General features: G+C 56.3%; 13 protein-coding genes and 2 pseudogenes. 8 read left to right on the top strand and 7 right to left on the bottom strand.

Going from position 1 to position 13,224, the window contains the following annotated elements; all coding sequences use genetic code 11:
• Nucleotides 1–70: 70 nt before the first annotated feature.
• Nucleotides 71–373 carry a transposase gene (locus E4P82_RS01635; protein ID WP_312913854.1) on the top strand — a complete coding sequence of 101 codons (303 nt, stop codon included), beginning with the start codon at nucleotides 71–73 and terminating at the stop codon, nucleotides 371–373.
• A gap of 188 nt (nucleotides 374–561) precedes the next feature.
• On the opposite strand, the gene E4P82_RS01640 is transcribed toward E4P82_RS01635, so the two are convergent.
• From E4P82_RS01640 to argH, 7 genes and pseudogenes are all read right to left on the bottom strand, one after another.
• Nucleotides 562–1,041, bottom strand: coding sequence for an EamA family transporter (locus E4P82_RS01640; protein ID WP_246327300.1), 480 nt, complete (start codon nucleotides 1,039–1,041; stop codon nucleotides 562–564).
• A 26-nt stretch (nucleotides 1,042–1,067) separates the two neighbouring features.
• Nucleotides 1,068–1,481 (bottom strand): annotated as a pseudogene (locus tag E4P82_RS23455) (EamA family transporter); the annotation flags it as partial.
• A 283-nt stretch (nucleotides 1,482–1,764) separates the two neighbouring features.
• Nucleotides 1,765–2,634 (bottom strand): restriction endonuclease, encoded by an 870-nt coding sequence (locus tag E4P82_RS01650; RefSeq protein ID WP_169247274.1) that lies wholly within the window; start codon nucleotides 2,632–2,634, stop codon nucleotides 1,765–1,767.
• A gap of 360 nt (nucleotides 2,635–2,994) precedes the next feature.
• On the bottom strand, nucleotides 2,995–3,120 hold the full coding sequence (locus tag E4P82_RS22690; RefSeq protein ID WP_281383631.1) for a hypothetical protein: 126 nt from the start codon (nucleotides 3,118–3,120) through the stop codon (nucleotides 2,995–2,997).
• Between the two features lie 68 nt (nucleotides 3,121–3,188).
• Nucleotides 3,189–3,662: a type II toxin-antitoxin system VapC family toxin gene (locus tag E4P82_RS01655; RefSeq protein WP_246327301.1), complete on the bottom strand. Its 474-nt coding sequence runs from the start codon at nucleotides 3,660–3,662 to the stop codon at nucleotides 3,189–3,191.
• 90 nt (nucleotides 3,663–3,752) lie between these two features.
• Entirely contained in the window at nucleotides 3,753–4,238 is a 486-nt protein-coding gene (locus E4P82_RS01660) for a hypothetical protein (protein WP_169247275.1), read from the bottom strand.
• Nucleotides 4,239–5,246: 1,008 nt separating this feature from the next.
• Nucleotides 5,247–6,644, bottom strand: a complete 1,398-nt coding sequence (gene argH / locus E4P82_RS01665) for an argininosuccinate lyase (protein ID WP_169247276.1) — start codon at nucleotides 6,642–6,644, stop codon at nucleotides 5,247–5,249.
• A 48-nt stretch (nucleotides 6,645–6,692) separates the two neighbouring features.
• Here argH and hemC point away from each other — a divergent pair, with 48 nt between their 5' ends.
• From hemC to E4P82_RS01700, 7 genes and pseudogenes are all read left to right on the top strand, one after another.
• Nucleotides 6,693–7,616, top strand: coding sequence for a hydroxymethylbilane synthase (gene hemC / locus E4P82_RS01670; RefSeq protein WP_169247277.1), 924 nt, complete (start codon nucleotides 6,693–6,695; stop codon nucleotides 7,614–7,616).
• 7 nt (nucleotides 7,617–7,623) lie between these two features.
• Nucleotides 7,624–8,421 (top strand): uroporphyrinogen-III synthase, encoded by a 798-nt coding sequence (locus tag E4P82_RS01675; RefSeq protein WP_169247278.1) that lies wholly within the window; start codon nucleotides 7,624–7,626, stop codon nucleotides 8,419–8,421.
• A 7-nt stretch (nucleotides 8,422–8,428) separates the two neighbouring features.
• Entirely contained in the window at nucleotides 8,429–9,898 is a 1,470-nt protein-coding gene (locus tag E4P82_RS01680) for a uroporphyrinogen-III C-methyltransferase (RefSeq protein WP_169247279.1), read from the top strand.
• The gene (locus E4P82_RS01685; protein ID WP_169247280.1) at nucleotides 9,895–10,704 is read left to right on the top strand and encodes a heme biosynthesis HemY N-terminal domain-containing protein; all 810 of its coding nucleotides are present in this window, start codon (nucleotides 9,895–9,897) and stop codon (nucleotides 10,702–10,704) included. The genes E4P82_RS01680 and E4P82_RS01685 overlap by 4 nt, the downstream gene beginning before the upstream one ends.
• Entirely contained in the window at nucleotides 10,667–11,182 is a 516-nt protein-coding gene (locus E4P82_RS01690; protein WP_169247281.1) for a heme biosynthesis protein HemY, read from the top strand. The genes E4P82_RS01685 and E4P82_RS01690 overlap by 38 nt, the downstream gene beginning before the upstream one ends.
• Before the next feature lie 126 nt (nucleotides 11,183–11,308).
• A pseudogene (locus E4P82_RS01695) lies at nucleotides 11,309–12,554 on the top strand (AAA family ATPase).
• A 2-nt stretch (nucleotides 12,555–12,556) separates the two neighbouring features.
• On the top strand, nucleotides 12,557–13,213 hold the full coding sequence (locus E4P82_RS01700) for a DUF4276 family protein (RefSeq protein WP_169247282.1): 657 nt from the start codon (nucleotides 12,557–12,559) through the stop codon (nucleotides 13,211–13,213).
• Nucleotides 13,214–13,224: the final 11 nt, after the last annotated feature.

Raw genomic sequence — 13,224 nt, forward strand, 5'->3', positions numbered from 1 at the left:
ATCTACGATGGTCATGCGGCTCGCCAAGTCTTGACCACCTTGTTTTCAATCGTGGATAGCGTCAAAAAAAATCTGGGCGGATGGTGGTTATAGAGGTGAAAAGTTTGTTCAATGGGTCAAGGAACAGTTTGACTGCATTTTTGAAGTTGTTGAAAAAAAGAAAACGGATAAGGGATTTCAGGTTTTACCTCGGCGATGGGTTGTAGAGCGAACCTTTGCTTGGCTCGGGCGATCTCGCCGCTTAAGCAAAGATTACGAACGGAAACCCACATCGAGTACGGGCCATGTTTATATGGCCTCAATTCGACTCATGCTGCGAAGAATTTGTAAAGAACGAGTATTATTACAAGGGACTGCTTTAGAGGTAGCTTAGGTAATTGAGTTTTTTGTACAGCTTCTAACGCTCCAATGAGGGTTCGACGGCGCTTCGCGCCGAGAACCCGATATTGGGAACAACTCGCGCCCGTTCATTGGCGCGTAGCACCGATGAACGCCAGCCATAACCGGACCAAAAAAAGCGGAGCACGGCATAGCTTTTTTGGGTCCGAGCTTATGGCATTGTTAGCTAGCTTTTCGGTCATTATTTATTGATAGATGAGTTATATACGCGCCAGCCACCACCAAGAATGCACCAATAAATAGATACAACGTAGTAACTACATGTAAATACACTACCGTTACGATAGTGGAAGTAATCGGAATAAAGTACGAAAGTAATGAGATAAAAGCCGCATTTCCTTTTCGCATTGAGTAATCCCACATAAAATAACCAATATTTGTAGCTAAAGCCATGAATCCTAATTCTAATAATGTTTGAGTAGACCAATCACGACGCTCGTTGATTACTAAGAGCAATAGCGAGGTAACTACACCTGAACCAAACATAAATACTGTTACAGATCCTTCGCTATCATTTCCTAGTTTGTTTGCAAAGACATTGTACAAGGCCCAAGCAATCGCGGCAGATACAGCCCAGTATGCGGGAAATAAATTTCCGGATGATGCCAGTTCTTGCAAAGACAAGCTATATGGAGAGGACATAAAAAACGCCAAACAAAGAAAACCACTAAACCTAAATATAGTGTCTTCTTATATGGTACCTTATTAAAAATAACGGAAAATACGATGGTTAACGGAATCCAAAGATAGTTTATCAACCCTATGGTGCCAGCATCTACCACGGATTTTGTAGATCCAACTGCCATGAATATCGCCAGCATATAGTAGATGAATAGTAAGCCGCAAATAAACGAATAGGCCTTGGTTGTATTTGTTATGATTGAGCGATTTCTAATTAATAAGTAAATTATTCCTCCTAGACTGCCGAGCAAATTAATTATCGCAGATGTAGTAATTGGGCCGATGCTGTCTGAGGAACTCTTGGCAAAGGCTATTGTCACGCTCCAGCAAAGGATGGCGACTATACCTGCTACAGTCGGCTTTGTTATGTACGAATTCATTTTTAATTCACGTTCTTTCATATTTTCATAGCTAACGGGCGCGAGTTGCGCATCATCCCGCACGGAGCGGACTCGCCGCCCGACCGGGGAACGTAGGTCTTCCGCGAGTCGTTGGTGGGCGGCGAGGACGCGAGTACGGGACGACGAAGTCGCCGCGAAGCGGTGATGCTCCAATGAGGGTTCAACGCCGCTACGTGCCGAGAATCCGATATTGGGAACAACTCGCGCCCGTTCATCGGCGCGTAGCGCCGATGAACGCCTGAATTAAGGCGCGCCGCGAAGCGGCGTCGGCTTGAATGAATTGTTAGGTTTCACTGCCCATGAAATCCGCAAAGAACGCATGATCAACCTCGTAAATGGTTCGTTCCCTGACGCCCAGGCGAACGCGCTCAAACATCGATACGAGCTTCTCTCCGTCCACAAGCTCGACGGGAGGCGCTCCCTCACGCTCAGCCTCGGCGCGAGCGTCTGCGCTGAATATGCCTGTTGTAAGGATGATGCCTTTGTCTGCGCGACCGATCATCGCGTTTCGGAAATCTCCGACCTCGGCGCGCGACACCGTGTTCTTGTACCACTTGCACTGAAAGAGCACGCGGAAGGACACGAATGGATTGATTTGAAGGACACCGAAGCCATCAATGCCCCCATCTCTCGGACGACCGGTGACCGTAACGCGCTCGAACCCTGACTCCCGGAGAAGTCGAGCACAAATGCGCTCGAAGCCCTCAGGCGTGACCTTCTTGAGAATTTCGAGGAGCACTGCACCTTGCTCTTCATCCGTCTCAGGGGCCGCCGTCGCTTCGTCGGCTTCTGGCTCTCCGGGTGACGATGACTTGCGGGCTGCCGCATGGATCTTTACCCACTTGGCGACGATTTTTCGGGCGGCCGGCTCATCTAACTTGGCTTGGTACCCGGCCTTAGTCAGAGACCACACACCGTGAGTGGACGCATCAAAAAGCCCCTCCCACACGAGGTACTGGCGCGCCCAATGAACTTGGTTGTAAAAGCGGGTTTGTCCCGACTTGAGAGTGGCTTCGAGGGTTGCGGCTGGAACGTTCGCGTGCTCCGCAACGTGATCGCAAACCTCGCGGGGCTTGCCGGAGCCGCCAAGCGCCCGAAGCGCATCCAGGACCGGGCCGAGCCATCTTGCGAATTCGGATTTTTGGCGTGCCATGAACTCCCCGAGTGAACCCTAACGGGCGCGAGTTGAGCGTCATCCCGCACAGAGCGGAGCCGCCGCCCGACCGAGGAACTGTCAAGTTCCGCGAGTCGTGATGGGCGGCGGTGACGCGAGTACGGGACAACGAAGTCGCCCCGAAGGGGTGACGCTCCAATGAGGGTTCGACGGCGCTGCGCGCCGAGAACCCGATATTGGGAACAACTCGCGCCCGTTCATCGGCGCGTAGCGCCGATGAACGAAAAAGCTCACCGGCGGAGCGAAGCGGAGTCCGGTGCAGCGCCTTGTTAGGCTGTAGTTTGCCCATGTTCTCCGATATTGCGTATCGGCTGCATTATTGGCTCACGATTAACCAATCTAGCTGCACACTTTTTTTTCTTCCTCTTTAATTGCGGCAAAAATACGATCAAGGTCATTGCCATATTTTGCTGCGTGGGTACTTCTAACCCTACGAATTTCTTCCACTATTGGATCATCTTTCATTGATTAATTCCTCTGGAGAGCAAAGTATTGGGCTATTAAAACCAGACAGGTTAATGGCTTTAGTTATTCTATATTCGCGTGTTTGCATTATTGATGTGTTTGAAATTCCATGTAAGCAGGAAATCAATACGTTGCACAGCAGCAATACTAATATGAAGCGCGTCTTCCATGCTTGATGCGGGAATTGCATTCTCCGCAATCAGTGACTTGGCTAAAACTACTGCGTTGGTTGTTGCCACTAGCACAGGAATACCCTCAACAATTGCCAGCCGATTGCTTGCCGCTCGCAAATCACCTGAACCTATTTCCTCTAGGACCAATTCCGAAACAAATATCTCAAATGAATCCTTATAAACATCCCACCATTCTATGCTTATAGCCTGCCGTGCGGATGTCACGACATCTCTGCTTGGACGAGCCGTAATGTAGCTGATGACTGATGATTCTATATAGACTGATTTCATGCCGACATGTTGGATAAAGATGGTTAAGTCTCGGGAATGGCGGGTTACGCTGTCGCTAACCCGCCCTACCGTGCTCAACTCGAGCCCCGTTCGTTGGCGCGAAGCGCCGACGAACGTGGAGTTGAAGCGCCTGCGCGGCTTTTCGCGCAGGTCGCCTCGAACGCGGGGTTAGAGGGGTTGGTGCTCAAGAACAAACTTCTGTGTAGCGAAGTCAATGACGCTCGTGACTGCACCATTTTTCACAATGACCGATACGTCGCATGTGTGGCGAATGCCAGCGGATCGAAAGTTGTCAATTACGGGCTGCCGTATAGATTCCAGCAGAGTTCCCAGCTTTACAAAGTCACCTTCGATTCGTTGCATTTGATAAGCGCGGTGAAGAAAGAACTGACTGGATACATCGCAGCCTGCTGCATTGGTAATTCTCTCCACCGAGACGCACCCAAAGAATTCAGGAATAAGGCAACGCAAATTTGCATCGGAAGTGGCTAGCTTATATGCGCACACCTCACTCTGAAAGACACTCTCGACATGCTCTTCGCTAGCGTCGGTGCGGCGACGAAAAACCTTCGTAGCTCGGCCATCCGAAGTAAAGAACACAACGCCATATGCTCCTTCTTTAAAGTCTGGCCTCTTCATTTCAAGTACGAGCACGGCGCAGCCCCTCTAACGTTGTGCTTGAGCCGCCGCCGGAGCGCGCAGCGCGGAGGGGACCCACCAGCGCCGCTGGTGGGCGGTCGGCTCGAAGCACGGGTTAGGCGGCATTCCACTCTCGATATGCATGACGCTACTTTGGGTTTGCGCGCACCCTGAGTACTGAAACAAATGCAATGACAGTCCACCCAAGCACCAACCCCACCATCGGGTCCTTTCCCATTGAACCCATGAACGCCCCACAGACGGCTGCGAGTTCGTAAGCCACAATTCCTAGGAGCCCACCTATAACCGCTTGCGTAACGCTCGAACGCTCAGAATTGCAAAACAGAATGTGTAGAACGACGAACGCAATGCACGACACCGGTATGCCGGCGATACCGACCAGCAGACCCCACACAACGAAATGACAGCTAAAGTCACGGCATGGTGCCGCCCCGAAAGAGCCATATGCCGGCAAGCCTACAAGCATGACCAGAATTATTGCGAATACTTTCGTCATTGTGGTTCGCACCTGACGACCCTGCCGCCTAACGGGCGCGAGTTGAGCATCATCCCGCACGGAGCGGAACCGCCGCCCGGCCGAAAAAACGCTGGAGTTTTTTTCGGGCAGTGATGGGCGGCGGGGACGTGAGTACGGGACGACGAAGTCGCCCCGAAGGGGTGACGCTCCAATGAGGGTTCGACGGCGCTGCGCGCCGAGAACCCGAACTTGGGAACAACTCGCGCCCGTTCATCGGCGCGTAGCGCCGATGAACAAGAAGTAGACCTCATAAATGACGCCTTACTTTACGTCGATTTTGACGCATAATCACGACAGACCAATTCAACTTATTGATAGACAATAAGAGTTGCAAGCTGACAACAAGTTGAGTCGGTCTGTCAGCGAATTAGGCCAACCACACGCCAGTAATTGCATCATCAGCGCACATGCCACCGACACTATCCATGTCAACTATTCTAACCAATAGAATTCGAACATATCCAGCCAGAAACTATGCTCTCGCATCAAGCCAATTCCGCCAGCCAGGTCCGCGCCTGCGCCGCCGCCTCCCGCACTCGATTCGGCGCGGTGCCGCCCAACACGTCGCGGGCCGCCACCGAACCCTCCAACGACAGCACCGCGAACACGTCGTCCTCGACCAATGGCGAGAACCGTTGCAGTTCCGCCAGCGTCATATCCGCCAAATCGCGATTCGTCTCAACGCCCAGGCGCACCGCCTTACCGACGACTTCATGGGCATCGCGGAACGGCACCCCCTTGCGCACCAGATAGTCGGCCAAATCGGTGGCAGTGGCGAATCCCTGGCGTGCCGCGCGCCGCATGTTGTCACGCTTGGGACGCAAGGCCGGCACCATGTCGGCGAAAGCACGCAGACAACCCAGCACGGTATCGACTGTGTCGAACAGCGGCTCCTTATCTTCCTGATTATCCTTGTTATAAGCCAAGGGCTGGCTCTTCATCAGCGTCAACAGCGCGATCAGATGGCCGTTGACCCGCCCGACCTTACCGCGCACCAGTTCCGGCACGTCGGGATTCTTCTTCTGCGGCATGATCGAGGAGCCGGTGCAGAACCGATCCGGCAGATCGATGAAATCGAACTGCGCCGACGACCACAGCACCAACTCCTCCGCCATCCGCGACAAATGGGTCATCAGAATCGCGGCGGCGGCGGTCAATTCGATGGCGAAATCGCGATCGCTGACCGCATCCAGGGAATTGGCGCAGGGCGCGGCGAAATCCAGCAGTTGCGCGGTGTAATGCCGATCCAGCGGATAACTCGTGCCCGCCAGCGCCGCCGCGCCCAGCGGCATGACGTTGACTCGTTTGCGACAATCCACCAAGCGCTCGTAATCGCGCTTGAGCATCTCGAACCAGGCCAGCAGGTGATGACCGAAAGTCACCGGCTGCGCGACTTGCAGGTGAGTGAAGCCGGGCATGATGGTATCGGTCTCGCGGGTCGCCAGTTCCGCCAACCCACCCAACAAGCGGCGCAGTTCGGTTTGAATCGCGTCGATGGCATCGCGCAGATATAACCGGATGTCGGTGGCGACTTGATCGTTGCGCGAGCGGCCAGTGTGCAGTCGCTTGCCGGCGTCGCCGATCCGCTCGATCAACCGTGCCTCGATATTCATATGCACGTCTTCCAAGGCCAGCGACCATTCGAATTCGCCGCGTTCGATCTCGGCGCGAATCTCCTCCAAGCCGCGCACGATGGCCTCGCAATCCTCCCGTGACAACACACCCACCCGCGCCAGCATCCGGGCATGGGCCATCGAACCCTCGATATCCTGGCGGTACATCCGCCGATCGAACTCGACCGAGGCGGTAAACGCCGCCACGAACGCATCGGTGCTCTCGGTGAATCGTCCGCCCCAAGTCTGATTGGTCTGTGTGTCGCTCATGAGATATTCTGTAGGTTAAATAAAGAGAAGCCATAGCTTAACAAAATCATGCCTTCCGATATCTTGCGCATCGCCACCCGTAAAAGTCCGCTCGCGCTCTGGCAGGCCGAACACGTCGCCGCGCGCTTGCGCCAGCTTCATCCCGAGCTGCGGGTCGAACTGGTCGGCATGGTCACCCGCGGCGACCAGATTCTCGACAGTCCGCTGGCCAAGATCGGCGGCAAGGGCCTGTTCGTCAAGGAACTGGAACAAGGTCTGCTGGACGGTCGCGCCGATCTCGCCGTCCATTCCATGAAAGACGTGCCGGTGGATTTCCCCCCCGGCTTGGGCCTCGCCGTGATTCTGGCGCGCGAGGACCCGCGCGACGCCTTCGTTTCCAACGCTTATCCCCACCCCGACGCCCTGCCGACCGACGCGCGGATCGGCACCTCCAGCTTGCGCCGGCAATGTCAGTTGGCGGCCCGTTATCCAAGCTGGCGGATTCATGGCCTGCGCGGCAACGTCAACAGCCGGCTGGCGAAACTGGATGCGGGCGAGTTCGACGCCATCATCCTGGCCGCCGCCGGCCTGAAGCGGCTGGGATTGGCGAAACGTATCACCGTCGCCTTGGCGCCGGAATTCAGCCTGCCGGCCATCGGCCAAGGGGCGATCGGCGTGGAATGCCGGCTGGACGACGCCCGAACCCGAACCTTGATCGCCGCGCTCGACGATACCGCCACCCATACCCGAGTCGCGGCGGAACGAGCCTTCAATGCTCGTCTGCAAGGCGGCTGTCAGGTGCCGATCGCCGGTCACGCTCTATTGGAACAGGATCGGATCTGGCTGCGCGGTCTGGTCGGCGAACCCGACGGCAGCCGAATCGTGGCCGGTGAGATTCGAGGCCCGGCCACCGATGCCAACACGCTCGGGATCGCGCTGGCCGAGGAGCTGCTCGGGCGCGGCGCCGGCGAAATCCTGCAACGACTGTTGTGAAAGCGCGATGGATGCACCTCCAACCCTGCACGATCTCGGCGTGCTGGTCACTCGGCCGAAACACCAAGCCGATACGCTGTGCCGGCTGATCGAAGACCATGGCGGCATCGCCATTCGCTGGCCGACCCTGGTCATCGCCGCACCGCGCGACCCCGCGCCGGCTTTGGCCCTGTTCAACCGGTTGGCCACTTACGATCTGGCGATTTTCACCAGCGCCAACGCCGTGGAGTGGGCGTTGCCGGCCATCCACGAGCGCGGCGGCATTCCCGATCGACTGGACATCGCCACCATCGGCCAAGCCAGCGGCCGGGCGCTGGCCCGCCACGGCATCGACCGCTGCCTGCAACCCGGAGACGACTTCAGCAGTGAAGGGTTGCTGGCGTTGCCACGGTTACGGGAGGTGACCGGTCAGCGCATCGTCATCGTCTGTGGCGAAGGCGGCCGGGAACTACTGGTCGAAACCCTGAGCGCTCGCGGGGCACGGGTGGACCGCGCCGAAGTCTACCGGCGCGAGCGGCCAACGACCGCTAATATCGAGGGACTGCTGGCACGCTGGAAGCGCGGCGAAATCGGTGCCGTGACCGTCACCAGCGGTGAAAATCTGCGGAATCTGTTTGATATGCTTGGCGTAGCCGGGCAAGATTATTTATGTGATACACCTCTGATCGTGGTCAGCGCCCGCATCCAGCGGATCGCCGCGGAATACGGCTGCCGCCGCCTCTTGCTCGCCCGGGACGCCGGCGACGATGCCATCGTCGCCGCGCTACTCGACCTAACGACGAATGCCCTCTCACCCGCTCGGTAACCATGACATGACAGACAAAGCAACCGATCCCGGAACCACCAACGCCGCGCCCGCCGCGCCCGAAACTCCAATCACCCCGCAACTCGCCAAAACCGCCCCACCCGTTCCGCCACCCGCGCCCAAGAGCGGTCGAGGACTGGCGGCGTTCGCCTTACTAGTCGCGCTGGGCGCCGGCGGCGGCAGTGGCTATCTCTGGTACCAGGGGCAGCAGGATCAGGCGGCCCAGACCGCTCGGCTGGACCAAGCGGTCAAACAGGCCATCGCCCAGCGCGACCCCGAGTTTCAGGCGCTGAAGAGCCAGATCCAGCAACTGCAAGCGTTCAAGGGTGGGCTCGATCAGTTGCGCACCGACGATCAGGCGCTCAAGGAGCAACTGCTGGGCTTGACCGGCGATTTGCAACCGCTGAAAAACGCCGCGGAACTGAGCAAGGGCGAAGTCGAGGTCGTCAAGAGTGAAATCAAGCTGCTGCGGGAAGGCCAGGACTCCCACAAGGCCAACGTCCAGCAGCAGAAAGAACAGCTCGACGCCGCGTTGCGGGAGCAGGAAACCCGCTTGGGTAAACTGAGCGAGCACCTCCAGAACCTGCAACTCAGCCATAACGGCTTGTCGGAAAATCTGGAAACAGTCAAAACCGTGGCCTCGCAGGGTGGCGACGTCAATGCCTTCCCATTGGCGGAAGCGGACTTCCTGCTGCGCTTGGCCGACACCAAGCTCAAGCTGGAACGCAATGTTCCCGCCGCCCAACTGGCATTGGAAACCGCTCAGAAGCGACTCCAGGCCGTCAACGAAAATGGGCTAGCTTCACTGCGAACCATGTTGGGTGAGGCCATCGCCAGCCTGCGCGGCGTTAAGCTGCCCGATCTCTCCGGCCTGGCGCACAAGGTGCTGGAGCTGGAAAAAGAAGCCACTGCATTGCCGCTGAAGATCGACTCGGGCGTACCCGACATCAAGAACCGGGTCAAGCCGGCCACCGACGTTGCCGTGAGCGACGACGTCAACCGTCCCTGGTGGGACCGTGCCACCGAAGCGATCTGGAATCAGTTCAAGGACATCGTGGTAATTCGGCGCGAGCGTAATGAAGCGCCGCCGCTGATCGCCCGCGAAGCGGAGTATTTCCTGCGCCAGAACCTGCAACTGGAACTGGAAAGCATGCGCATGGCGCTGTTGGGCGACAACGCCCAAGCCTTCCAGGACTCCAATCAACAAATTCGCGACTGGATCGAAACGTATTTCGATACTCAGGACTCGCGGGTCACCGCGTTCCTTGCGGAGTTGCAAGCCCTGCGGGCGGTGCAGTTCAATCCCTACATCCCGGATCTGACCAGTCTGAACCGGGCATTCAACGACTTCATGACCCAACGGCATCCCATTCGCGCCGTGCGGCGGACGCCGGCAACCTCGACGGTCGTGCCGGCGACGGCCCCGACGGCGGAAGTTTCGACCGAACAGCCGGCGGCCGAGGAGGAACAACAATGAGGTTTCTGATCGGTGTTATCGTCACTTTGTTCATCTCGGTCTGGATGGCGCTGTCGCTCCGGCAAGACCCCGGCTATGCCATGTTCAGCATGGGTCAGTGGACCGTCGAAACCAGCCTTGCCTTCTTCGCCATTTTCCTGGCGATCGCCTTCTTCGTGTTTTATCTGCTGGTCCGGCTGGCGGTCCGGCTGTGGCAGACACCGGGACAAACCTTGCAGGCCAACCAGCGTCGGCTGAACAAGAAGGCGCGACGCTTGCTGGACCTCGGCAACCGGCAACTGGCGGCCGGTCAGTGGCTGACCGCCGAGAAAACCCTGCTGAAAGGCGCGGAGTACAGCGAAACCCCCGCCCTGCACTACCTGGGCGCGGCGCGCGCCATTCACCACATCAACGACATCAGGTGGCGCCGCGACCTGCACTTGCGCCGGGCCGAGGATGCACCGGACGCCGACAAGCTGACGGTGCAACTGACCCGCGCGGAATTCCTGTTGGACGACGGGGACGCCGAACAGGCCCGCGTCATCCTGGAATCGCTGCACAACCTCAACCCGCGCCATCCAGGCATACTGCAATGGCTGGCCAAAGCCTACCAGCAACTGCATGCCTGGGAACCGTTGCAAAAACTGCTGCCGGAGGCGCAGAAACAAAAGGCATTGAGCGCCGAATCGTTTGCCGAGTTGCAGAGCCAAACCTATCGAGCGCTACTGGAAAGTGCCGCCGCCAGCGGTTCGTTGGACCGGCTGCGGGCACTGTGGAAAAAAAACGCCGGTGGTACTCCGCGAGGAAGACGAAGCATTCCTGGTTGATTACGCCATCGCCCTGTGCGATTGCGAAGCGATCGACGATGCCGAGGCGTTGCTGCGCGAAGCGATCGACCGGCGCTGGAGCGTGAAGCTGGTGGTCGGTTACGGGATGCTGGGGCGCGGCAACGCCACCGCGCAACTGGCCGCCGCCGAGGGCTGGTTGGCCAAGCACGGTGACGACCCCTATCTGCTGCTGACACTGGGTCGGCTGGCCAAGCGCTGCCAGCAGAACGGCAAGGCCCGCGACTACCTGGAACGCAGCATCCGGCTGATGCCGACGCCGGACGCCTATCAGGAACTGGGCGAACTGCTGCAATCCCTGCATGAACTCACCTATGCCGGCCAATGTTTCCACGCCGGCTTGCGGCTGCTGGTCGGCAAACCGCAGGAGAAACAGGGCGCGATGCTGCCCGCCAGCGAATCGATGCAACAACTTGAAGGACCGGCGAATCAGACGCCCGCACCGGCGACGGCTGGCTAAACCGAGCTAAACCTGACTAAACCGGTGGGTGGTTGCGAAAACCGCCCGCCGGTATTTCCAAGGGCATCAGCTACTGCCAGCCATGCTCTGCCATGGCCTAGCGTAAAAATCGCGAGGATAAACGAAGTGGCGCTGATCGAGGGGTTTCGTGTACAAAATTACCGCGCACTACGAGACGTAACGCTCGGTAAACTCTCCGGTCAACCAAAAATTGATTCGCTAACCCCTTTTACAGTGGTGATTGGAAAGAACGGCACAGGTAAAAGCACGCTCTTCGATGCCTTCGGTTTTGTCGCTGATTGTTTGACGCTGGATGTAGAAACCGCTTGTGATCAAAAACAGCGTGGCGGTTTCGAGCGTCTACGTTCGATGGGATCAAAAGAAGCGATCCGCTTCGAAATCCATTACCGCGAAGCAACTAACGAACGACCTATTACCTATGAACTAGCAATCGGATTAGATGATTTTGGAAGACCATTTGTCGAGTCTGAGGTCTTGAAACAACGCCGCAAAGGACAAAAGTACGGTCGACCTTATCCTTTTCTGCGCCTCCACCATGGCAGAGGTATGGTGTGGGCTGGCGAGGATGCAGTAGAAGACGATGCAAGAACCGAGAACGAGGAGGACCGTGCCCAGGAGACAGTTGAATTGACTGATCCACGCCAACTCGGCATCGCTACGCTAGGGACGCTCAGAGAACATCCTCGCATCAAACGCTTCCGCGATTTCCTAAAAGGCTGGTACCTATCTTATTTCCATCCGGACGCTGCGCGTAGTCTTCCCAGTGCGGGTCCGCAGAAACACTTAAACGTGCATGGAGACAATATCGGCAACGTCGTGCAATTTATGGAGCGGGAACATAAGGCACGATTCAAAACTATTCTGGAACACATTGCAGCCAAAATTCCGGGCGTTACCAGTATTGATACTCATGTAACCGAGGATAAGCGGGTGCTGCTTCGTTTCAATGATGGCGCTTTCAAAGATCCTTTTTTTTGCCCAACAAATGTCTGATGGCACATTGAAAATTTTCGCTTACTTATTGCTACTGGAAGATCCAGATCCTCCACCATTCATTTGCATTGAAGAACCAGAAAATGGTCTGTATCACAAGCTACTGGAAACATTAGCTGAGGAGTTCCGCTCCCACGCAACCGGAAGAAAAAAATGCGTCACAGATTTTCGTGACTACACATCAGCCATATTTTGTCGACGCTCTAACACCAAAAAGAGGTGTGGACGCTGGAGAAAGAGGAAGATGGTTATTCTACCGTGCATCGTGCCTCCGACCTAGAAATCGTGAAAAATCTGGTTGCTGAGGGATTACCACTGGGGGGGATTGTGGTACAGCGATTATCTCGATGTGAGGTGAGTATGCACATCGAGATTCTGGTCGAAGATCAATCGGGGGAAAAATTGTTGGAAACGCTGCTGCCACAACTACTGGGATCACAAGGCGAACCTCATACTTGGCGCCTATTCGCCTACAAAGGCATTGGCCGCATCCCTCAAGGATTATCTACGAAAGGCGACCCTTCCAAACGGATTCTGCTCGATCAATTGCCGAAACTGTTACGTGGTTATGGGAAAACACCTGGAATTGATGCGGTTGTGGTGATATTGGATGTAGACAAACGCAATTGCATTGAATTTTTGCACGAGCTGCAAGTCGTGACTGAATCTTGTCACCCTCATGCACCAAAAACCTTGTTCCGACTAGCCATTGAAGAGATGGAAGCTTGGTATCTTGGCGACCAACAAGCCTTGATGGAAGCTTATCCACGGGCCAAGCGGAAAGTGCTAGACAGCTATATACAAGATAGCACCTGTGGGACTTGGGAGCTACTCGCGGACGCAATATATCCAGGAGGCTCGGCAGCCATCAAAAAAGCCGGATGGCCATTGCCGGGACAGGTGAAGTACGGATGGGCTGAAAAAATCGGGCCGCTAATGGACCCGGAGCAAAATACATCACCCAGTTTTTGCAAACTGCGCGATGGCTTACGTCGACTGGTCGCGAGCGCAAGCTAAAGTAAAATCAG

The organism is Candidatus Competibacter phosphatis (assembly GCF_012939995.1).
Lineage (GTDB): Bacteria > Pseudomonadota > Gammaproteobacteria > Competibacterales > Competibacteraceae > Competibacter > Competibacter phosphatis.